General features: G+C 62.6%; 13 protein-coding genes. 2 read left to right on the top strand and 11 right to left on the bottom strand.

What is annotated here, in order from left to right; all coding sequences use genetic code 11:
- Positions 1 to 157: 157 nt before the first annotated feature.
- The gene (locus HNP33_RS08575) at positions 158 to 1,540 is read right to left on the bottom strand and encodes a PLP-dependent aminotransferase family protein (RefSeq protein WP_184707461.1); all 1,383 of its coding nucleotides are present in this window, start codon (positions 1,538 to 1,540) and stop codon (positions 158 to 160) included.
- A 255-nt stretch (positions 1,541 to 1,795) separates the two neighbouring features.
- Between HNP33_RS08575 and HNP33_RS08570 the strand changes: the two genes are divergently transcribed.
- The gene (locus HNP33_RS08570; protein ID WP_184707343.1) at positions 1,796 to 2,029 is read left to right on the top strand and encodes a hypothetical protein; all 234 of its coding nucleotides are present in this window, start codon (positions 1,796 to 1,798) and stop codon (positions 2,027 to 2,029) included.
- A 749-nt stretch (positions 2,030 to 2,778) separates the two neighbouring features.
- On the opposite strand, the gene HNP33_RS08565 is transcribed toward HNP33_RS08570, so the two are convergent.
- Entirely contained in the window at positions 2,779 to 3,588 is an 810-nt protein-coding gene (locus HNP33_RS08565) for a pentapeptide repeat-containing protein (RefSeq protein WP_184707341.1), read from the bottom strand.
- Between the two features lie 854 nt (positions 3,589 to 4,442).
- Between HNP33_RS08565 and hemP the strand changes: the two genes are divergently transcribed.
- Positions 4,443 to 4,640 (top strand): hemin uptake protein HemP, encoded by a 198-nt coding sequence (hemP, locus tag HNP33_RS08560; protein WP_184707339.1) that lies wholly within the window; start codon positions 4,443 to 4,445, stop codon positions 4,638 to 4,640.
- 333 nt (positions 4,641 to 4,973) lie between these two features.
- Here hemP and HNP33_RS08555 read toward each other — a convergent pair whose 3' ends face one another.
- The 9 genes from HNP33_RS08555 to ettA all read right to left on the bottom strand — a co-directional run bounded on the left by HNP33_RS08555 (position 4,974) and on the right by ettA (position 23,257).
- Positions 4,974 to 5,381, bottom strand: coding sequence for a heme-binding protein (locus tag HNP33_RS08555; protein WP_184707338.1), 408 nt, complete (start codon positions 5,379 to 5,381; stop codon positions 4,974 to 4,976).
- Between the two features lie 177 nt (positions 5,382 to 5,558).
- A complete protein-coding gene (rlmD, locus tag HNP33_RS08550) occupies positions 5,559 to 7,079 on the bottom strand; it encodes a 23S rRNA (uracil(1939)-C(5))-methyltransferase RlmD (RefSeq protein ID WP_233464445.1) in 1,521 nt (506 codons plus the stop codon).
- A 248-nt stretch (positions 7,080 to 7,327) separates the two neighbouring features.
- The gene (locus HNP33_RS08545) at positions 7,328 to 7,654 is read right to left on the bottom strand and encodes a hypothetical protein (RefSeq protein WP_184707334.1); all 327 of its coding nucleotides are present in this window, start codon (positions 7,652 to 7,654) and stop codon (positions 7,328 to 7,330) included.
- A gap of 519 nt (positions 7,655 to 8,173) precedes the next feature.
- Complete coding sequence (gene recD, locus HNP33_RS08540; protein WP_221452028.1) at positions 8,174 to 10,417, bottom strand: exodeoxyribonuclease V subunit alpha; 2,244 nt, start codon at positions 10,415 to 10,417, stop codon at positions 8,174 to 8,176.
- Between the two features lie 32 nt (positions 10,418 to 10,449).
- A complete protein-coding gene (gene recB / locus HNP33_RS08535; protein ID WP_184707330.1) occupies positions 10,450 to 14,364 on the bottom strand; it encodes an exodeoxyribonuclease V subunit beta in 3,915 nt (1,304 codons plus the stop codon).
- On the bottom strand, positions 14,361 to 18,035 hold the full coding sequence (gene recC, locus HNP33_RS08530) for an exodeoxyribonuclease V subunit gamma (RefSeq protein ID WP_184707328.1): 3,675 nt from the start codon (positions 18,033 to 18,035) through the stop codon (positions 14,361 to 14,363). The genes recB and recC overlap by 4 nt, the downstream gene beginning before the upstream one ends.
- Positions 18,036 to 18,230: 195 nt before the next feature.
- Positions 18,231 to 19,253, bottom strand: a complete 1,023-nt coding sequence (locus tag HNP33_RS08525) for a Bug family tripartite tricarboxylate transporter substrate binding protein (RefSeq protein WP_233464444.1) — start codon at positions 19,251 to 19,253, stop codon at positions 18,231 to 18,233.
- Between the two features lie 364 nt (positions 19,254 to 19,617).
- Complete coding sequence (locus HNP33_RS21285; protein WP_184707326.1) at positions 19,618 to 21,531, bottom strand: DUF1631 family protein; 1,914 nt, start codon at positions 21,529 to 21,531, stop codon at positions 19,618 to 19,620.
- A 64-nt stretch (positions 21,532 to 21,595) separates the two neighbouring features.
- On the bottom strand, positions 21,596 to 23,257 hold the full coding sequence (ettA, locus tag HNP33_RS08515) for an energy-dependent translational throttle protein EttA (protein WP_184707324.1): 1,662 nt from the start codon (positions 23,255 to 23,257) through the stop codon (positions 21,596 to 21,598).
- Positions 23,258 to 23,357 lie beyond the last annotated feature (100 nt).

The raw sequence follows: 23,357 nt of genomic DNA, 5'->3' as shown, positions 1-23,357 counted from the left end.
ATCCGCGACAGTGCCCAAACCAGAGCAAGCCACGGGGCTCGCCCCAACATTTCTTGATTTCAATCAAGGGCATACCCATTTCCGCGATTGCGCAACCGGTTTGGCAATGCCGTGGGCTGGGGCAAATAGACGAAAGAGCACGGTGTTGCCTGCATCGTCAGACCGCAGCAGTGCTGAACGCACCGGGCCGCCGCGCAAGCAGATGAGACAAGCGCTGCAGACCTGCCTGCAAGCGTCTGCGATCCTGAATGCTGCCCAAGGAAATCCGGATTGCATTCACGGCCCCGCCGCCTGTTGCGAACGCCTCCGCCGGCGTCACCACGATGCCCTCGCTAGCGGCCGCATGCGCAAGCTGTAAGGAGTTCCAATACCCCGGCAACTCCAGCCATGCGTGCAGGCCGTCTCCTACGCCGCCGTACCGCCCCGCCAGAATGTCCCGAGCCATCCGATGGCGCAGGCGCGCCTCATGGCGTATGCCTTCCGTCAATCGGTCAGCCGAACCGTCGAAGATCCACTGGGTGGCCAAGGCGGCCGTCAAAGGAGCGTCCATCAGCGCAAATGATCGAAGTGCCGCAAGAAAGCGTTCGCGTTCGCCCGGATCGGGTATCAACACGAAGGCAATCCGCAGGCCAGGTGTCAGGCATTTCGACAGCGTAGAGATGTAGTACACCTGCTCCGGCGCCAACCTCGCAATGGGCGGCGGGGGAGCATCGGCAAGCAGCCAATAGGGATCGTCCTCAATGATGCGCACATGGTTGCGCTTTGCGACGCTGGCGAGTTCCTGACGCCGCCGCTCCGGCATGGTGATGGCAGTTGGGTTCTGCAGTGTCGGATTGAGATAGACCAGCCCCGGCTTGTACTGGCGGCATGCCTCCTCCAGCATCCCTGGCACCATGCCATGTTCGTCTGCATCTACCGCAATGATGCGCCGGCCAAGCTGCGTCACTGCGGCACGCAGGCCAGGGTAAGCCATGGGCTCTGCCAGAACAACATCGCCTGGCTGCGTCAGAGCAAGAACCAATGCCGCAATCGCCGCCTGGGCTCCCGGACAGACAACAAGCTCCCCGCAATCCATATGCCCCAACATCGGTTCGAGCCATTTGGCTCCCGCTTTGCGGGCAGAGTCGCTTCCTCCGCACACGTGGTACGTCATCAGCAGTTCAGCATCTGCCTGCATCAGCACTTGAGACAAGCCCTGCTTGAGCATATCGCCGAAATCCACCCCATCCGGCGGCGGCGGGGTATTCATGCTCAGGTCGAGGACCGATGTCAATTGGACTTTCGGCGCAGCGACATAGGTGCCTCGCGCGCCCCGGCCTTCCAGCAGGTTGCGGCGTCTGGCTTCGTCGTATGCGCGCGTGACTGTCGTCAGGTCAACGCCCAACTGCGCGGCCAGCTGCCGCTGCGGCGGCAGGCGATCGCCGGGTTTCAGCGACCCGCCCACCAGCGCCGCCTGCAATGCATCCGCAATCTGCAAAAAACGCGGCCCGCCGTGTGCGACCAGTCGCGGTAACCAGAGCGGCGAATTTTCATCTTGCATGGTTTTCGACAGAGACAATGTGCCTCCATGTATGGAAATTGCTTCTAAGTACTATGCCTCAGGGATTCTCTGCAGCCCCCCGCCCAATGGTCTGGACGCGGATCGCACGATACCGCGTTCAGACCATGGCTAGGAGTTTTACAGAGGATCCTTCAACGCGCGGCAACACCGCTCTTGCAGGGCAGTCGCTGACGCTTCGCTTCTCATGCTTTCTTGCGATAGACAGTGCCAAGTCATTGGCCGGAAATACCCAAAATGATCGATTGGATCCCCATAGCCTTCGTTACCTTCAAGGTTCTCATGTTCGGAACCTGCATGTTCTTCGCCATCAAATGGCATTACGACCAAGGAGCCAAAGGGAAAGACAGGCGCGCGGTGCTGCGCGCAGGCGGTATGGTGGCCGCAGTCTTCGTGCTCTCACTCCTGGGCCTGGGGCTCATTACTTTCACCCTGGTCAGAATGCTCGGTCTGGACTTGAGCTTTCCATGAGGGCTCGTCGTAAGAATGGGGAGCCAGTTCGCACCAGACGATTGCCGGTGAGAGGGTAATCGTTTTGACTCAAAGGGTGGGCTGCAGAAGAATTGGGAAATCCAATGTTGGCGCAGCATCCATGCCATTTTGGCACTTTGGCATTTGCGAATCGCTTTGGCGCCGATTGGGCAGTCCATAGGGCCAAAATGGACCATTACGGCACATTCCTGGGCTGAATTTGCACCACCTATATCTCATTGGTAAATCAACGAAAAAGAGGGAGATACATGGGATGCCGCTCGGTCATCGAGGCGGGAAGTGGTCAGGTTGGAAGCAGCGAGAAGTTCCAACCTGGCAAATACCGGGGAAAACAATAAGCTAGCTCAGGAATACGGCTTTTTCCGCCACTTCCCACCTCGACGATGGTTGGAGGTGAACAGCGCCTTTCAACAACGACAAAGCCCGCTCTTTTTTTAGGGAGCAAGCTTCATTAAATTCTCAGTGGCCAGGCTCTAAGACAGCGCTTTCGGTTGCCTAACAAAAGGGGGGCTGATATCCGCGCAGCCACTGAAGGCAGATATCGACCCAAAGCGGAAGTTCGCGCTGGAAAAACAATCCTCCCCGGAAGTAGCCGTTCAAGCAGTGCACCTGATTGAGGCTTCAAACGGCCAGTGAGGCATCAATCCACAACTGTGATAGATTTGGAAGTCAACTGGCTGGTGCGGCTAACGGAGGCAACTCCGGGGAAGGGTTCGATTCCATCCCAGTTATTTACCTTTATGCGCAGCAACGATTGCGCTGATCCTAGGATCGTCAGACTTTAGACCTCGCACACATCTTGCAGTGGCAATGGCGGATGGGTCCAGGTTGCGCGCGCCTATGAAGTTTGTGGATGTCAGGTCTGCATTTTTGAAGACTACGCCCTTGCAGTCCACCCCCTTGAAATTCGCACTGCGCAGGGACGCACTAGTGAAGTCGGCATTCTGAATTTGACATGAGGTCAAATTTAGTCCGTTGAGCTTAGCGCTCTGAAACTTTGCTCGCTTCAGACTTGAACCTGTCAACTGGGTGTGTTCCATGATCACCCCTGCGAAGATTGCAGCGTCAAGGCTGCAGTTTTTGAAGTGCACGTTTCTTATCCGACTATCTGTGAAGACGGTAGCGTATATATTGCACTCGGAAAGGTTTAGGTCCTTGAGTTCGAGATGACTCAGCGTTACCTCGGAAATTTGCAGCGCCTTGCTGTCATCTAGGGCTAGAAGTCGACGTATCGTGCCGAGAGTGCGATAAGGGGCATCCGGCGCACGGTAAAGCCGCAAGTCAGCAAGCTCCTCCTCAAGCCTTCCAATCTGATCACGCCGAGCGCGACGCTGCTCAAACCAATAGAGGATGACACCAACGACCAGCAGATCAAGCACGGCCCCATGTGCTTCGACTAATACATTTTCAAAGAACGATCGTGAGTACAGGCCCCAAATCGTATTTGGCAGGATGGCGTCTGATACAAAATCCCAAAATCCAGTAACCAAAAAGGTTATTGCGGCGAAAGTAAGGACAGCAATGATTGGAATGCGCATTGGCGAAAGGGTAGCGTTGTTCTTGATCCCTCATTGTCAGGTCCCGGATGATTGACCGCCGCGATTCGCGGTAATTCCGAACCTGTGCGAAACGGCAATGCTAGCCTCTACAGACCGGTCGCTCGCGGGTGACGGCTCCTGACCACAAGCCCTCATCCTACCCTCGAATGCATACCAGGCACTGCCGGCCAGTTGGCCGAACTCGCGGGTCCACCAGTGCTTACGTTCAATGTGCAGAGTAATAGGAGTGGTCCATCAGCGGCCTCAGTCTCTCCCCTTGGTGCCCTGGGGCTTATTGGTCTATCTTCCGCTCTCTCCATATCGTGGGCGCAGCAACACCCAAGGCTGATACGGTCCAGACAATTCGACCCTCAGTTAGCCCCTGCTCGATAGCCACCGAGCGAGCGGCTTTGCTGGTGGCGTAAATTTCCGCAATCGAAGCAATGCGAAGTGCCAAAAAGAGCGCTCTCGGCCTTGTGCCGTTGGAAATGATCCTCACCACCGTAGACTGACCCCGGCTTCAAAAGACTTTCCAGACCAATGATGGCTGCAAAGGGGTGCTCAGATGTGACGCTCTTGGGGATGTACACCCGTCTGCCACCCATGACCTGACATGACCTGGGCCTGTGCCATAGTGGGCGCCAAACCCATTAGCCGAACAGACTCTTGGAGCAAGGGTGGTAGCAAATTCATGGGGATGGCTTGCGCATCGGACAAAAGCGCGCGCAACGCCATTCAACGCAATGGGCGAGGCTTATTTCCGAGGTCTTGTACGGGTATCCGAAAAAAACGCTGGACACTGCAAATAAGAATCGTTATCATTTGATCAAGTTTTGAATCAACAAGCGATTGCCATGCAAACCAGCGCACCTCTTGCCCTACCAAAGACTGCCCCGCTCAGCACTGCCAGCACGCCCCAGCCCGTGTGCCCTGCAGGTACCCTGGAGAGCAGCGAGCTGCTGCAGGGCGCCAAGGCGGTTTCCATTCTGCACAACGGGGCCATCTACCGCCTGCAGGCTACCAAGCTGGGCAAGTTGATCCTGACGAAATAGGTTTCATCGTGGGGCGACTCTAGGAGGCCAACACACCCTCCAAAGGTCGTATTTGCCAGCCAGAGGCTTGCCACGTAGCCAGGCACTTTTTTCCCACTGTCCATATGCATAACGGCCGCTACTGCGGCCGTTGTTCTTTGGCGATCTCCATCGCTGTCGCACGCAGAAGCAGTGGCGCTTGATGCGAGTCATCCCAGAGCATTTGCCCCCTGCGCCTCTTGCGCTACGCACAGCCCCCGAGAACACCCCGGGAGCTGGGGATGAAAAAAGCGGCCAGATGGCCGCTTTATGCACAGAGCTTGCTATCGCTGAAGATGCTGCTGATGTTGATAATTACAGGCCGATGCCAGCAATACCGGCCTTGGCAATTTGCGCATCTTCGCTGGCCTTGACGCCGCTCACGCCCACAGCGCCCAGGCATTCGCCATCTTTCATGACGGGCAGGCCGCCTTCGAGCATGCCGTCGATCACGGGCGCGCTCAGGAAGGCAGTACGACCATTGTTGATCATGTCCTCATAGCCCTTGGTGTCGCGGCGGCCGAGTGCTGCGGTGCGCGCCTTGGCCTGGCAGATGTGGGCAGACACGGGGGCTGCGCCGTCGCGGCGGATCATGCCCAGCAGGTTGCCGCCGTCGTCCACCACGGCAATGCTGACGACCCAGTTGTTCTTGGCCGCTTCGGCCTCGGCAGCGTTCAGGATGGCCTTGACATCGGCCAGCTCCAGCACGGGTTTGGTTTTCATGGTGACTCTCCTCAATCGAATCGGTTCAGATGGAAAGGATGTGTCCAAAGCCACTCTCGCTGGAGCGAGGGGACTTTGCGCACATTCCTGGTTCCACTAGCATAACCGGCTATGAACAGATGGAATCCGTCACCACCATCACAGCATTTGTTCCTGAAAAGGTGGTAATCGGCCTTGTCAGGCGTCCATGAGGTTGTTCTCGCTCTCTTTTGCCAGCGCGACCAAATCTGCTTCTGCCTCTGCTTTGACGGAAGGCGGATGACCATCCCATTCAAAGACGGCCATGCTTTCGACGTGGGCCGTATGCGGGAACATGTTGACCACGCCCGCCGCCACGCAGCGGTAGCCTCCCTGGTGCACCAGCAACCCCGCGTCCCGCGCCAGTGTGGCCGGGTTGCAGCTGACATAGACGATGCGGCCAGGCGGCGTCCAATCCTTGGCGGATTCGGGCAACACCGGCGCGTCGGGCACCTGGTGGCGCGCCTTGTGGATATCTGCCAGGGCCTTGGAGAGCGCAAACGCGCCTTCGCGGGGTGGATCGACCAGCCATTTGTCGGCCTGGCCATCTGCCACCAGCATCTCTGGTGTCATCTCGAACAGATTGCGCGCTACAAAAGTAGTAGCCGCCAGCGCCTGACCGGTTGGCATTGCAGCATTGTTGGCCGCATAGTTCTCGTGCGAGCGCTGCACCAGCGCGTCCGAGCCCTCGATACCCAGTACTTCGCGCGCCATCGTGGCAATCGGCAGGGTGAAGTTGCCCAGGCCGCAGAACCAGTCGATCACGCGCTCGGTCTTCTTCGCATCCAAGAGGCGCAAAGCGCGGGTCACCAGCACGCGGTTGATGTGCGGGTTCACCTGGGTGAAGTCGGTCGGCTTGAAAGGCATGGTGATGCCAAAATCGGGCAGGCCATACGACAGTTGGGTGCCGCCCTCGTCCATCAGGCGCACGGTGTCCGGCCCCTTGGGCTGCAGCCACCATTGCACGTTATGCGCAGCGGCAAAGCTGCGCAGGCGCTGCTGGTCGGCATCAGACAGCGGCTCCAGGTGGCGCAGCACCAGCGCGGTCACATCGTCGCCGCAAGCCACTTCGATCTGCGGGCAGGTCTCGCGCGCATCCAGGCTGGCGATCAGTTCGCGCATGGGCATCAGCATGGCATCGACATGGGGCGGGAGCACCTTGCAGGTTGCCATATCGGCGATGTAGCGGCTTTTGCGCTCATGAAAACCCACCAGCACCTTGCCCTTTTTTGCCACATAGCGCACCGACAGGCGCGCCCGGAAGCGGTAACCCCAGCTCGGGCCTTCGATGGGGCGCATCACGGTCTCGGGCACCACCTTGCCCAGATGCCAGAGGTTGTCCTCCAGCACGCGCTGCTTGATGGCGATCTGGCCGCTTACGTGCATATGCTGCATCTTGCAGCCGCCGCAGGCGCCGGCATGCAGGCCAAAATGGGGGCAGCCAGGGCGCACGCGCTGCGAGGATTCGCGGTGGATCTGCAGCAGATCGGCCTGCTCCCAGTTGTTCTTCTTGCGGCGTGTCTTGGCGCTGACCCATTCGGTGGGCAAGGCTCCGTCGACAAACACGACCTTGCCGTCGGCGCGGCGCGCCACGCCTTGGGCATCCATGTCCATGGAGGTGATGCACAAGGCATCTGCAGGAAACTGCGCTGCTTCGCGCGCAGCAATGTCGGCAGCCATTTCAGCGGCTGCAGGGGATGATGTGGGGGATGTTGGTGGGGTCTGCGCTTCACTCATCCCGCTATTTTCGCAGGCCGGGCAATGGCCCAAAGCAAACCTGTGGCAATTTCAAGCGCAATGGTGGCGCTGTCTGCCGAGGCACCGGAGCAGCCAGCGCAGTTTCCTCAAAGAACAAAGCCAGCACGAAGGCTGGCTTTTCAGGCTGGCCCCAGGGCCAGATGAGCCCGATGGGCCGGATCCACATGGGATCACTGGGCAGTAATCATGCTGCCCAGATTCAACTGATCGGTGACCATATTGGCGTTGGTGGACTTGAAACCCTTGCCTGCTTGCAACTCATTGACTTCCGTTACGCAAATGCTCTGGTTGGGCGAAAACACGACCTGGCTGCCAGCAGGCAGCTGGCTTTGCGACTGGTGCAGTTGCTTGGACATATCCACGGGCGGCTCCACACTGCGGTACACCACTTCGTTCTTGGCGTTGTAGACGGTGTAGCACGCAGCCTGAGACCATGCAGAAGCCGTCAGCGCCAGGAGCGCCAGCACGCTCGATCTGAAACTGTAGCTGTTGTTCATCATTGCAATCCTCCGCAATCCTGTTTGTTGTATTGATAGCCATAAGTTACCAAAATTTTGCGACGCGCGCACCCTTGCTTATGCGCAATTTGCGGCAGGAACCAACACAAAAACAAACACTTACACAAAATGAGGGTCTGGCAAAGAATTTATCCACATTCTTATTGATAATTATTCTCATTCAATGTTATGATTCGTTCATCGCCGCTGCAGAAGGCGCAGACGCTCCCTCCAAAAAGCGCTTGTGCCAACGCAACAGTGATTGTTTCATCGTGGGGCGACACTCGGGGCCTGTTCAGCTTCGGGGTCGTTTTAGCCAGCCAACGACTTGTCGGGTAGCCACGCATTTTTTCGATGAAACGATGGAGGTTATGAACGCCTTGTTATGCCCTGCTCTGGCCATGTGCCATGAACGTTGGCAAGCCTTTTGTTGCGCCGCAGTCTGCACTGCAGGCGCTTTTTGTTTTTCAGGCCCTGTTCAAAAGGGGCGGTGGCGATTACTCCCGCCCGCTTCATGCATCACAGCTCGCCTTGCCGCAGGCCGCTGGCGCGCTTGACCTGCAGGTTGCTTGCCTGCTCCAGTACTGCAAAGCTGCTGGTGCCGCCTGCCACCACCGTCAGCCAGTTCTTGGCGCGGGTGATGCCGGTGTAGACAAGTTCGCGCGTCATGATGGGCGAGAGTTGCGGCGGCAGCACCACCGCGGCATGGTCGAACTCCGATCCCTGCGACTTGTGGATGGTCATCGCGTACACCGTCTCCACCGCCTGCAGGCGGCTGGGCAGTACCCAGCGCAGGCCTTCACTGGTGGCAAACACCACGCGCAGCCCGCGCAACGGGTTTGTGGCGTGATTGACTTCTTGCAAACGCACAGACTGCGCCATCGGCTCCTGATGGTGTAGCGGAACTTCGACCGTGATCCCGATGTCGCCATTCATCAGTTTCAGGCTGTAGTCGTTGCGCGTCACCAGCACCGGCCTGCCTGCATACCAGCCGCTGCTGTGCGCAATCAGGTCGCGGTGGGCCAGCAGCTGGGCAATGCGCTCGTTCATGCCCTCCACCCCCCAGGGGCCGCTGCGTAGTGCGCACAGCACCTGAAAGCGGCTGTGCGCGGCCAGCAGGGCGTGCGCCCATTCGTCCAGCGCTGCCTGGCCGCCCTCCTGGGGCATGGCGCGCAGCAATTGCAAGTAGTGGCCATAGCCCACCGGGCCGCCCTGCTGCTTTTGTGCGCTTTCAGGAAAGCGCTTGCCGCCGCCATCGATCACGAGCTGTGCCAGCGATGAGTGCGTGATGTCCGGCACTGCGTACGCGGCCACATCCGGGTATTGCTCCTTGAGCAGGCCCTTGATGGCCTTGCCGTTACCGGCATTGACCTCGCGCGCCAGCCGTCCAATGCCGCTTTGGGCATGGAAGCGGTGGCTCACGCGCAGCATCACCACCGCCTGGTCGAGCGGTTTTCCTGCCATGTCCTGCAGCTGCGCGGGCACTTGCTGGCCGGTGACTTGCTGCAGCCAGTGTGCGGTCTCGTGCCAGTACAGGCCGCGCTCCGATTGCGCGCACAGCTCACCCAGCACGGCGCCCGCCTCCACCGATGCGAGCTGGTCCTTGTCGCCCAGCAGCACCAGGCGCGCATCGCGCGGCAGCGCCGTCAGCACGGCGGCCATCATCTCCAGATCGACCATCGACGCCTCGTCGATCACCAGCACATCGAGCGCCAGCGGGTTCTGCGCATTGTGGCGAAAGTGGCGGCTCTCGGGCCGGCTGCCCAGCAGGCGATGCAGGGTCTGCGCCTCGGCGGGGATGAGCTGCTTGAGGCTGCGCGCCTCGCCGTTCATCACCACTGGCGGCGTGTGGGGCATTTCGGCATCGGAGATGCGGCCCAGCGCCTGCACGATGGATTCGGTCAGCCGCGCAGCGGCCTTGCCCGTGGGCGCGGCGAGGCAGATGCGCAATGGACGCGCGGGCTTGCCACTGGCCGCATCGGGCTGCAAGGCCATGTGCTGCAGCAGCGCCAGCAGCTTGACGACGGTGGTGGTCTTGCCGGTGCCCGGGCCGCCGGTAATGATGGCAAAGGCGCTGGTGGCAGCCAGCGCACAGGCCATCTTCTGCCAGTCAGGGCCCTCGGCATCTGCGCCCTGCGGGGCAAACAGCACATCGAGCGCCTCGCGCAGCGCGGCATCCTGCGCGGGCGTGCGCGCGGCGCGCAGGCGGCCGCTGGCATCGATGCGCTGGCCAATGGCGCGCGCCACGTCCTGCTCGTGCTGCCAGTAGCGGCGCAGGTACAGGCGGTCGCCCTGCAGCACCAGCGGCGTGCCGCCCTGCGTGGCCTTGCCTTCGCCCGCCACCAGTGCGCTGGCCAGCAGTGCGCCCTGCCATTGGGGCAGGCTCACGTTCGCCAGCAGCTCGCTGGGCAATGGCAGGGGCGTAGCCTCCACCGCGCCGCTGCCCTGGTCGGCCGCATCAGGCGGCAGCGACAGAACAAAACGGCTACCAGCCAGGGTGGCGCGCAAGTCCAGGCAAACGTGGCCGCGCCCCAGCTGGTGGCTGGCCAGCGCAGCGGCCAGCAGCACCAGTGGCGAGGCAGAAGGGTCCAGCTCGTGCAGAAAGAGCACCAGCGCCTCATCCAGGCTGCGCAGCCAGCCGTGGGCCGTCCAGCGCTGCACCGTGTGCAGCAAGGTGGCTGTGGCGCTGTCGGCGGCCACCTTCACGGCAGGCCGCGCCTGCTCCTCACGGCGGCGCTCCCGGCCAGAGGTGTTCGCAGTCAAATCTTGTTCTTCTCGTGTCATTGCATTCTTCATCACGGCGCAGCCCACAGGGCATCGAGCGCATCCATCAGCGCGCGCGGCGGCTTGTCGGCATACATGCCGGCGCCCGCAGCATCCACGCCGCGCAGAAACCAGTACACCACGCCACCTACATCGCGTTCGTAATCGTAGCCAGGCAGGCGCAGCTGCAGCAGGCGGTGCAGCGCATAGGTATAGATCACATACTGCACATCGTAACGGTGCTGCAGCACCGCAGCCTGCATGGCAGCGGGTGTATAGGCCGTGCTGTCCGTGCCCAGCCAGTTCGATTTGTAATCGAGCACGTAGTAGCGACCACCATGCTCCAGCACCAGGTCCATATAGCCCTTGAGCATGCCATGGAGCCGGTTGTAAGCGAGCGCAGGCCGCGGCTGGCCCGGCGCAATGTGCTGCTGCACCAGCGCATCGAGCTGGGCAGACGATGCCTGGCCCACCACGGGCAGCCAGAATTCCATCTCGACCTGCCACTGCGCCAGTTGGGCCAGCGAAGGCCCGGCTTCGCCCTGCAGCACGAGCGGCGCCTGCAGCCATTGGCGCACAATGCCCTGCAGCGGCTCGGCCCAGTCCGCCCAGCCACGCACCTTGCAGCGGTGGGCGATGAGGTTGTCCAGCTGCGCAGGCTGTGCCAGTACAGCGCCAAAGCCTTCCTGCGCACACCATTCCAGCATGCCGTGCAGAAAATTACCGGCATCCGGCCCTTTGGGGAAGGCATGCAGGCTGCCGGGCACGGCAGCGGCTGCGCGCACGGGTAGCGTAGCGCCTGGCGTGTCGGGGGCCACGTCCTGCAGCTCCAGGTATTGGTCTTCCTGGGCTGTTTCGGGCTCTGGCGTCCTTCCGTCTTGCGCTGATATATCCAAATCAATGGCATCCACTGTCTGCAACGCCAGGCTTGCCACATCTCCAACATGGCCAACATGCCCCAGCTTGTCGGTCAGTGCCGAGAAGCTGGCGATCCACCAGTGTTCGTCGTAGCGGCGCTGCGGGTGGCGCGGTGCATGCAGAGCGGGGGCTGGCGGCGGCGTGTAGCGCACCGCGTCCGGGCTTGTCGCTGGCGGCAGCGGCTGCACGGCAATGCCTGCGCAGCCCTGGGCAAACGCCTGCAAGGTGGCGCCCAAGGTCGCATCCGGCAGCTTGTTGCCGCCTGCCAGCAGGTAGCCAATGGCGCTTTTCTCCAGCGTACCGGCCTTGCTGCTGCCCTTGGCGATGGGCGCAATGCCCAGCCACAGCGCGTACTGAGCGCGCGTGAGCGCCACGTACAGCAGGCGCATGTCTTCACTGAGGCGTTCGTCATTGTGGCCAGCTACGGCGGGCGCGTGCTTGTTGCTCAGCTCTACCACCAGCGCGCCGGTGGCCGCGTCGTGAAACTGGGCGTAGCCCCGGCTCTTGCCATCAAAATCGCGCCAGCTACTGATGAAGGGCAGCAGCACCAGCGGGTATTCCAGCCCCTTGGATTTGTGGATGGTGACGATCTTGATCAGATCGGCATCGCTTTCCAGGTGCAAGATTTCCTCGTCGCCTTCGGGCCGCGCCATCTGCTCGGCCAGGGCGCGCATCAGCGCCTGCTCGCCATCGACAGCGGCCGAGGTGCGCTGCAGCCATTCGGCCAGGTGCAGCACATTGGTGAGGCGCCGCTCGCCGCCGGTCTGCGCGAGCCAGCGCGCGGGCAGGTCAAAATCAAGCAGCCACTGGCGCAGCATGGGCAGCACGCCCTTTTTCTGCCACAGCTGCTGCAGCGCACGCATGCGCAGGGTCAGTTGCTCCCAGTGCTGTTCGTCATGGTTGAGCCGGTCCAGCGCCTGCCACGACCAGCCCATGGCAGCGGTAGCCAGGGCGGTGCGCAGCAAGCCGTCGTCAGTCGGCGCATGCACCGCGCGCAGCCAGCGCAGCATGTCGGCGGCTTCTGCGGTCTGGAAGACGGAATCGCGGTCGGACAGGTAGACGCTGGCCAAGCCGCGCAGCGCCAGCTGCTCGCGCACCAGCTCGGCTTCGGCGCGGCCGCGCACCAGCACGGCGATATCGGCCGGGCGCAGCGCCCGCTGCAGGGCATCAGGGTCGGTGCCAAACCCGGCCTGCCCGCGTTGCGCGGCATTGAGCCATTCGGTGATCTGCGCAGCCGCCGATGCAGCCATGCGGCGGCGGTACTGGCCTTCGGGCACGCCGGTGCGTGTGGATGCGGCACTGGCGGCGGCCTCCTCTGCACTACCTGCCCCCTCCACGCCTTCGCCATCCGCTTCCCGCTCCGGCGCCAGCAGGGTCCACAGGGTCATGGCGGGCTGGGCGGCCCCTGCAAGAAACAAGCCCTCCCTGCGGCCATTGGCGCCCACGGGCACAAACGGTACCGGGTTGGCTGGGCCCTGGCGAAAGCGGAATGCCCCGCTGTCATGCCCCTCGGCATGGGAAAAGCAGTGGTTGACGGCGTCGACCACCGCCGTGGTGGAGCGGTAGTTGGTGCCCAGCGAATAGTGGCGCCCAGCCGTTGCCGCACGCGCGCGCAGGTAGGTGTAGATATCTGCACCGCGAAACGCGTAGATCGCCTGCTTGGGGTCGCCAATCATGAAGAAACCCAGGCCAGCGTCGTTGGCATCGATGGCGTACACGCGCTCGAAGATGCGGTACTGCAGCGGGTCGGTGTCCTGAAACTCGTCGATCATCGCCACCGGAAACTGCGCGCGGATGCGCGCTGCCAGCGCCTCGCCCCCTTCGGCCTGCAAGGCGGCGTCCAGGCGTTGCAGCAGATCGTCAAAACCCAGCTCGGCGCGGCGCTGTTTTTCGGCGTTCAGTGCATGCCTGACATGGCCCAGCGCATGGCGCAGCAAAAGCGGCTTGATCTGCGCTGCGGCCGGCACGGCTTCGCCGTCTGCAGCCAGCCAGTCATCCAGCGCCGCCAGCGCGGGGTGCGCGGGTACACTGGCGCCTTTTTTCAGGCGAATGCCCGACTGGCTGAAGGCGCGGATCTTCGCCGGTGCATCGGCCCCTTCGCTCCAGGCAGCGATGCTGGCCATCCAGCCATCGAACACGCCCTCTTCGTCTTTCTTGGGGTAGGTGGTGCCATTGAAGTGCGGCAGCAGCGTGGCAAAGAGTTGCTCCAGATCGGCGCGGTGGGTACGCCAGGCATCACGCGCGGCTGCCTGCAGCTGTTCGCAGCGCTCGGCCTGCTCGGCGGCATGGTTCAGGAGCGCCGCAACATCCACCGCTGCGGACGCTGGCAGCGCCTGGCCCTCAAACTGCCATTCGGCCTCTTGCCGCGCCAACATGCCTTGCAGCGCGTCCTGCAGTGCGGCGGGCGAAGCCACCACGGTCTGCAGGCTGCGCAGCGCGCTGGCGGGCAGGCCGTAGAACTGGGTGCGCCAGTAATCCTGCACGACCTGGGTGAGCAGCTCGGTCTGGTCGGTCACCAGCTGCTGCTGGAACAGGCTGCCGCTATCAAAGGCATGTTCGCGCAGCATGCGGTAGCACCAGCTGTGGATGGTGGAGACGGCAGCCTCGTCCATCCAGTTGGCGGCTTCACGCAGGCGGCGGGCGCAGCCGGGCCATTGGGCGTCGGGGTAGTCCGCACGCAGCGCCAGCAGCAAGGGGTCTACCGCATCCAGCCCGATGGTGTCTGCCGGGTCGCGGCCAAACAGCTCGGCTGCTTCGGCCAGGCGCTGGCGAATGCGGTCGCGTAGCTCCTGCGTGGCGGCGTCGGTGAAGGTGACCACCAGGATCTCTGGCGGCACCAGCGGGCGCCGGTAAGCGTTTTCGGCGCCATGCTGCAGCACCAGGCGCAGGTAGAGGGCCGCAATGGTGTAGGTTTTGCCCGTACCCGCGCTCGCTTCGATCAGGCGGCTGCCCCACAGCGGAAACTGCAGGGGATGCAGGGCCTGCACGGCGTCTGCCAGGCGTTGCGGCACGGTGCCCTGCCCGCTCATGGCGCGCCTCCCGTATCTGCCTCGCCACGGGCGATGCGGCCCAGCGCTGCGGGATCATGGCTGCTGATGAGGCGCACGCATTCCAGCATCGGGCCATACAGCTGGGCCGCCAGTTGCGCAAAGCGGCCATCGGCCTGCAGGTGGTCAAAATCGGGGTAGCTGCGCGCCAGCTCGGGCAGGCGCTGCACCTCGCCTGTACCGCGGTAGGCGTCGTCATACACACCGGCAATCTGCTGCGCCTGCATGCCCTGCGCTGCGGCAATGCCGGTGCGCGCGGCCAGGGGCAGCGGCTCGCGCATGCCTTCGGCCCACAGCGCCAGCAGGGCATGCCAGTGCATCCGGGCCTGTGGGGCGGGCAGCGGTGGCAATACCGCGATGCCCGATTCGCTGCACACCACGCTCACCAGCGGCCGCCCGGCCACGTGCCAAGCCAGGTGTTCCACCCAGTGGCGCAGCAGGCGGTCATGCCGCACTTCCTTGCCCGAGTGCAATCGCCCTGCGGAGAGCGTGATGCGTGCGCATTGCTCGGGGCGTGTGAGGTCCGGCCGGGTGAGATCCGCTTCGGCCACGCCCGCCGCCGCACGCAGGCCGCGCAGCCAGTCTGCCACGTCGATACCAGCGTCTGCATGGCTGCTACGCAGCTCCCAAGCTTCGTCAATGCGTTGTGGCCAGATGCGCAGCGCCTGTGCGTAGTGCAGCAGGCCGCGCTGCGCCGCCTGGGTGGCGGGCTGCACCGCACATTCGGCAAAGCCTTGCAGCGGCAGCATGCCTTCGCGCTGCAGGCGGCCCGCAGACAGCGCCAGCTGCGCCGCCAGGGCGGCTGGCAGGTGCGGGCCCTGCAGGGTCTGTGCGTCCTGCGACTCCAGCCAGGGCTGCACATCGGACAGCAGGCGGGCCTGCAATTGCCAGGCCTGCAGGCCATCGGGGGTGAACATTTCGTCGTCCTGGCTGGTCAGGGCTTCATCGGCAAAGTAGACGCGCAGGCGCTGGCGGAAGAAAGCCTGCACGGGCTGGAGGGCAAAATCCTGCAGCGCACGCAGCCCCACCGCCGCATCGCGCGCCTCCGGAGGGAGCAAAGCCGCATGTACGTCTTGATACCCGTCAATAGTGGCGGGCGCTGGCACGGATGTGGGCGTAGGCACATGCACGCCATGCCATTCCTGCGCATAGGTGAACAGGCCGTCAGAAGGGTTGCCGCCTGCCATGGCTTGCGCAAAATAACGCGGGCTGAAGGCCTGCAGCGGGTGTTCCTGCGTGATGGCGGCGAGCATGCGCGCGCGTTCCGCATCGGAGGGCGGCTGGCTGCCGTGCGGCGCCTGGCCATCACCCGCCAGCCGCCAGCCTTGCGAGAGATGATCGCGCAACTGGCCTACCAGCACCGAGGCAGGTCGCACGGTGCTGTCGCGGATGCTGCGCCCCACCCAGCTGATGTAGAGCTGCTCGCGGGCCGAGAGCACGGCTTCCAGCAGCAGGTAGCGGTCGTCGTCGCGGCGCGAGCGGTCGCCCGGCCGGTATTCCTGGCGCATCAGGTCAAAATCGAGCACGGAGATGGGGCGCGGGTAGGCGCCATCGTTCATGCCTAGCAGGCACACGAGCTTGAAAGGGATGGCCCGCATCGGCATCAGCGAGCAAAAACTCACCGAGCCCGCCATGAAGCGCTGGTTGAGGCTGCCAGCATCCATGCCCGCAAGCCACACCTCGCGCAGCACCGACAGCGGCACCGCGTCTGCAAACTCCGCCGCCTTGCATTGGGTGAGCCATTTGTCCAGCCCCTGCAGCAGCTGATCGCGCAGCAGGCTTTCTCGCTCCTGGCGGGGCGCCAGCAGCAGCTCCAGCACCGTGCGCGCACGTTCCACCCATGCCTCGGGCGAAACCGGCTCGGCCAGCAGCGTGCAGGATTGCTCCAGCGCGCGCAGCAGCGCGGCCAGCCCGCCCAACGCCACGGCGTCGAGGCCGCCGATTTCGTCGTACGGCTCGATGTCTGCCAGCGCCTCGCCCTGCCCCACAGCAAAACCCAGCAGCATGCGGCGCAGGCCAAAGCGCCAGCTGTTGGTTTCTCCCGCCTGCGCAAGGCCGATACGCGCGCGCTGCGCAGCATCCAGTCCCCAACGCACGCCGGCGCCTTCAATCCAGCGGTGCAGCAGCGGCACATCGCTTTCATCGATGCCAAAGCGCTGGCGCACGGCGTCCACCGCCAGCAGATCCAGAATTTCGCTGACGGCAAAACGGCTCTCCGGCATGGCCAGCACGTGCTCCAGCGCCACCAGCAGCGGGGCGCGGCCGCGCTGGCCCTGGTCTGCCACGGTGTAGGGGATGTGGCGCGGGTCGTCGCGCCCGATGCGGCCAAACACGGCCTCAATATGCGGCGCGTAGTCGTTGATGTCCGGCACCATCACGATGATGTCGCGTGGCGCAAGCGCGGGGTCGGCGTCCATGCGCGCCAGCAGCTGGTCGTGCAGTGCTTCCACTTCGCGCTGCGGGCTGAAAGCCGTCGCAAAGCGGATGGAGCCGTCCTGCGTGGGCGAGAACGCCGGCCAGCGCGCGCGGCTTTCTGCGAGTGGTCGCAGGTCCAGAATATCGTCCTGCAGCTGGGCCAGCATGTGGCGGGGCTTGTCGTCGCTGAACAGATCGATGCGGCCACCGTTGATGGGCGCCAGTTGCGCTGCGCATTGACGCGAGTCATCAAATTCGTCGATCAGATGGATGTAATCGCGCCCCTGCTTGCCCCAGGCCGCCAGCAAGGGGTGGGCGTGCTGGTGCAGTTCGTCATCGCTCAGCGCGTGGGCCATGGTGCTTCTGCGGGCCTGGCGGCGGTACTGGTGGCGCAGCAGGTCCTTGTCGGCAACGATGTCCGACCAATGGTGGCGGCACGGGTTGTGCACGCACAGCAGCACCTGGCAGGTGGAAGAAATGGCGGCCAGCGCCTGCAGGGTTTGGGCAGGCATGGACGAGATGCCAAACACCACGACACGGCGCGGCAGCCCCACGGGCGTGGCATGCGGCACCTGCCAGAAGTCCAGAAACTGCTGGTGCACGGCAGCGCGGCTGGTCTGCATGTCGGCAGGGCCTACATCGTCCAGCAGGCTGCGCCACAGCGCGGCCTGCCAGCACTGGTCTGCCGCGAGCGGCGCCTCGCCCCCTCTGGCCGTGCGCAGCACATCGCGGCCCTGCGCCCAGTCTTCGAGCCAGTCTGCACGGTAGACCTGGTACTGGTCGAACAAATCGGCAATGCGCTCGGCCAGCTGGTAGCGCTTGCGCTGGTCGCCATCGTCCTGCAGAAAGCGGCGCAGTGCGGCAAAGGTGTCCTGCTGCAGCAGCTGGGGCAGCAGGTGCATTAGCCGCCAGGTCAGTGGCTGCTTGTCGAGCGGTGAAATCTCGGGCACCTGGTGCTTGCCCAGCACGGTGCGGTAGGCGCGCCACAGAAACTGCGCGGGCAGCTGCACATCAACGGCAGCTGTAACTCCACAACCGCCTTGCGCCACCGGCTGCGCCAGCGACAGCTTGAGCCACTGCGCAATGCCATTGCTCTGCACCAGAATGGTTTCGCTCTCCAGCGGCGCGAGCGGGTAGCGCCGCATCCAGGCCACCACCAGATCGCGCAGCGCTTCGGGGTGGTTGCTGTGGATCACCATCAGACCGGGGGTGATGGCTGGCGATACGGGAGCGTTCATCGATGGCGGATCAATCCTGCAAGGCGGAAAACATGGCACGCCATGCCGCTCAGGGCATGGCTGTAAAAAATAATAGCCGTCGGCGCATGTCATTGCTTGATTTCAGAATTACAACACCATGAAACCCAACACCAACAAGCGCTGACAGCTCTCGTTTTACTAAATTGTGGCGGCCGCTGTGCGCGGCCTGCTCCATCAATCCACGGTGGCACCCGAAGATTTGACCACAGGCGCCCAGCTGGCCACTTCCGATTTGATGAAAGCGCCGAACTGCTCAGGCGTGTTCTTCTCCGACACGGCGCCGAGCTTTGCATAGGCCTCTTTCACTTCGGGCTTGTCAAAGGCCTTGTTCATGGCGGCATTGAGCTTCTGAACCACCTCAGGCGGCGTGCCTGCAGGGGCGATCAGGCCGAACCAGGAAGATACATCAAACGGCTTGATGCCGCTTTCTTCCATGGTGGGCAGATCAGGCGCCGTGGGCGAGCGCTTGCTGGTGGTGACCGCCAGGGCTTTGAGCTTGCCGTTCATCACATGCGGCCACGACGAGGGCATGTTGTCGAACATGAATTGCACCTGGCCAGCCATCAGGTCGGTGAGCGCGGGAGCGCTGCCCTTGTAGGGAATGTGCTGGGTCTTGAGGCCGGTGCGCAGCTTGAACAGTTCACCGGCCATGTGGATGGAGGTGCCGCTGCCCGAAGAGGCGTAGGACACCTTGTCCGGATTGGCCTTGGCGTAGGCGATCAGCTCCTGCACGTTCTTGACTGGCACGCTGGGGTTGACCACCAGCACATTGGGCACCTTGGCACCCAGGGCGACCGGCGCAAAGTCCTTGACCAGGTCAAAACGCACCTTGGGGTACAGCGTCTGGTTGATGGCGCTGGTCACCGCCACAAACAGCAAGGTGTAGCCATCGGGCTCGGCGCGCGCCACCTGCTCGGTGGCGATGTTGCTGCCAGCGCCGGGCTTGTTGTCGATCACGAACGACTGGCCGAGCTCGGCCGTCAGTTCCTTGGCCATGATGCGGGCCACCACGTCGGTGGTGCCGCCTGCCGAAAAGCCGACCACTACGCGCACCGGGCGCTCCGGGTATTTTTTGACATCGGCTGCTTGCGCGGCCAAAGGCACCAAGGCGCTGGCACCCAGCAGTGCAGCGGCCAGAACGGTACGGCGCGATGCGGCATTGCCCATGCCCTGGGCGCGGCGAGAAATATGGCTCATGTTTGTCCCCTTGAAAGCCTGCCGCTGAGCACGACAGGCCGGTTTGTTAGCCAGGAATCCTCTGCAGAACCTTTGCCAGATGGGCCGGACGTGGACCGGGACGCGCCGCAAGGTATCTTTTGAAGGCAATAGCCGGAGCCATTGGCGCAAAAGACAACGCAGCGGATCGCCCGACGCCGCGTTCAGACCACGGCAGGGAGTTTTGCAAAGATTCCCCAGGTAATGGTGCATGTAGGCCGGGCGGCAGAATTGTTGCCTGCACCGGCTCATGACGACGGGCGGCCCCGGGCATGTCCTCCCGGAAACCACCAACGGCCGCCATTGTGCCACGGGCCATGCGCAGGCCAACGCCAAAGCCGCGTGGTCAGGGCGCGCGCACGGCGTTTTCCTGCTCCAGCTTTTCCAGCATGCGCCGCGTGATGGACTGGTTGGCGCCATCGCTGGCGGTAAACAGAAACATGGTGGCCTGGGGATTGGACCAGCTCAGCTTCTTGGGCACCCATTCGCCGCGGCTGAGAAACTCGAAACGCACGCCCTCCTGGACTTTCTGGCCGCAAATGTGCAGGACGGCATCCTGCGCCACCGAAACCGGTGCGCGCGCGGCGGCGGAAACAGCCACTGGCGCCGCCGGAGGGGGTGCAGCAACAGCCCGCTCGGCGGGCTCCTCGTCCTGCACCACCTGCAGCTCCACAATGGCACTGGGCGCCATATGGGCGACCGAGGTCAACACGGGAGCAATGCGCTCGGGCATCCAGCCGATGCTGGTCAACCCCAGCTTCAGGCGGGTGAGCAATGACGGGATCAGCACATCCGCTTCGCTGAGCGGGGCCGCTCCCGCGTGGGCATCTGCCAAGGCCAGCACTTCAGGCACCACCTGGCGGTAGGCGCGGAAGCTCGATGATTCGATCCCCGAACGTTGCGCCGCCTGGTACAGCACCTTGGGCCAGGCGTTGGTGAGTACGGCCAGCACAGCCGGATCGGCGTCGATGCTGCGGACATGCAAGGCGACCATGGCCATGACATCTTGCTCCATGGCTTCGAGGCTGTTCGCCTCCGCGGAAGCTGCGTTGCCTGCAGTGGCAGCAGCCGGAGCCGTCGCAGCAGACAGATCCATGAGCGAGGCTGGCGTAGCATCCAGGCCCGCGAAATCCGATGTGGTGAGCTCCGATTCCGGGTTGATGCTCATGAGCTCGGATGCGTCCCACTGGCTTTCTACGGGCTGACTGGAATCAATAGCCAGCTCAGGCCTGCGGCTGGCAGGTATTGCACGTGATGCAATGGGTGCAGCTGCATCCAGGCGCACCAGCGCCTGCGCGAAATCCGTCCAGGCTGGCATCTTGAGCGCAGACAAGGTTTCAACCGATTCCGACACCACCCCCGGAAACTCCGGGTATGACATGCTCCCGCCGCTGTCCTTGAGCGCGGTCGCCTTGTCCACAATGGCCTGAACCAACAGGCGCGCAGGGTGTGAGGCGTCAGTCCAGAAGCTGGCGTCGCGCTCCGACAGACGCTCAAGCACAGGGATCAGTCTCTTGTAGGCGCGCACGGCCCCCACGGGGCAATGCTCCGGAATCTCGAACAGCTTTTTGGATTTGCGCGCAAATGCCTTGGTATTGGCTTTTTCGGCCTGGCGCTTGGTTTCGGCCTTGGCAAGCAGCTCGGCATAGCTGTTCATTGCCAAAGTCATGATGCGCCGGTAGCTGATCTGCAGGTGATCGGCCATCACGCCCACCATGTCCGCAAGGAACAGCGACGTCGCCTCGGTGGTAATGCCCTGGTCGTGCAGGCTTGCCTGCAGGCTGTCCAGGTACACCGTATGGTGCAGCGGATTGCCATTGCGCCAGTAACGGGTGATCTTGCGCAATGGCCGGTATACCCGCTCAAGGGCAGCCAGACTCTCTCCAGTCTGTTGCAGCAGACTGATCTGCACCCGGCCCCATTCGATCTGGTTGCGCAGTACATCGGATTCCATGGCATCCGCGGATGCCATGTTGTCGCCACCCATCAACTGGTGGTAGTCGGCAGGCTTGCCCTGGGCAATCAGAAAGGCTGCCTGGCGCAACCTTTTGGCGTAATTGGCCTGCAAGACCCCCCGTCCGCGCTTCAACTGTTCAATGGCATCCTGCAATAAAGGTTCCAGATGACTGTTGGCAGGATCCAACAATTTGGCACGCAAAGAGGCCAAAGCGGCGTTGCCCATGGCCGTCATCAGAGGCTCAGCCTCTTGCAGGGCCTGTTCCAGACAGGTGTCGAATACGGATGCTGCGCGCTGTTCCACTGTAATCCACTCCCCAAAGTAAAACGCCCGGCGCTTGCGCGAAGCGGCGGGCGGTGTGTCGGCTTTACTTCAGGGCTTTGTAGCGCATACGTTTTGGCGCCGCCCCTTCTTCACCCAACCGCTTCTTCTTATCTAATTCGTATTCCTGATAGTTTCCATCAAAAAATACCCATTGGCTATCCCCTTCTGCCGCAAGAATGTGGGTGGCGATGCGATCAAGGAACCAACGGTCGTGCGAAATCACCAGCACGGTACCCGCATACTCCAGCAAGGCGTCCTCCAGTGCACGCAAGGTTTCCACGTCCAGGTCATTGGACGGTTCGTCCAGCAGCAGCACATTGCCACCCTGGATCAGGGTCTTGGCCAAGTGTAGCCGTCCACGCTCACCACCGGAGAGGTTGCCGACCTTCTTCTGCTGGTCCTGGCCGTTGAAGTTGAAGCGCCCGGCGTACGCGCGCGAAGCCATCTGGAACTTGCCCACATTGATGATGTCGAGGCCGCCGGAGATGTCTTCCCACACCGTCTTGTCGTTGGAGAGCGCGTCGCGGCTCTGGTCCACATAGGCCATCTTCACCGTCTGGCCGATTTCCACTTCACCAGAATCAGGCTGCTCCTTGCCTGCGATCAGCTTGAACAGGGTCGACTTGCCCGCGCCATTGGGGCCGATGATGCCGACGATGGCACCAGCCGGAATGTTCATGCTCAGGTTGTCGATCAGCAGGCGGTCGCCAAAGGCCTTGGAGACGTTCTTGAACTCGATCACCCGGCTGCCCAGGCGCTCTGCCACAGGAATGAAGATTTCCTGCGTTTCGTTGCGCTGTTGGTATTCGTAATCGCTCAGCTCTTCAAAGCGGGCAATACGGGCCTTGGACTTGGCCTGCCGCCCCTTGGCGTTCTGGCGCACCCAGTCCAGCTCCTTCTTCAGGGCCTTGGCACGGGCTTCCTCGCCCTTTTGTTCCTGCTCCAGGCGATTGCCCTTCTGCACCAGCCAGTCGGAGTAATTGCCCTTGTAGGGAATGCCGTGACCACGGTCCAGTTCCAGAATCCACTCGGCAGCGTTGTCGAGAAAGTAGCGATCGTGGGTGATGGCCACCACGGTGCCGGTGAAACGGTGCAGGAATTGCTCCAGCCAGTCGACGGATTCAGCGTCCAAGTGGTTGGTCGGTTCGTCGAGCAACAGCATGTCGGGTTTGGACAACAGCAGCTTGCACAGCGCCACACGGCGCTTTTCGCCACCGGAGAGCTTGCCAACAACAGCGTCCCAAGGAGGCAGTCGCAGCGCATCCGCAGCGATTTCAAGCTGGTGCTCCGAATCGGTACCGGCAGCTGCAATGATGGCTTCGAGCTGGCCTTGCTCTGCAGCCAGCGCGTCGAAGTCCGCATCTTCTTCCGCATAGGCGGCATACACCTCCTCCAGGCGCGCCTTGGCGTTGTTCACCTCAGCCATGGCCTCTTCCACGGCCTGGCGCACCGTGTGCTCGGGGTTGAGCTGGGGCTCCTGCGGCAGATAACCGATGGACAGGCCCTGCATGGGAATGGCCTCCCCTTCGAACTCCTTGTCCACGCCCGCCATGATCTTGAGCAGCGACGATTTGCCCGAGCCGTTCAGGCCCAGCACACCGATCTTGGCGCCAGGGAAGAAGCTGAGCGAGATGCCCTTCAAAATCTGTCGCTTCGGAGGAACCGTCTTGGTGACGTTGTTCATCGAAAAAACGTATTGAGCCATGTGTTGTTTTGGTAAATCAGTAAAAAAATATGCGATTTTTGGTCGCGGCCACCCCAGGATTATCGGTGCATGCGACAATACCCCCAGTCAAAGGCTCCAG

Origin of the sequence: Comamonas odontotermitis, from assembly GCF_014207855.1 — a bacterium.
In the GTDB taxonomy this organism is placed as follows: domain Bacteria; phylum Pseudomonadota; class Gammaproteobacteria; order Burkholderiales; family Burkholderiaceae_C; genus Comamonas; species Comamonas odontotermitis_A.
This window is presented reverse-complemented; position numbering and strand designations above follow the sequence as displayed.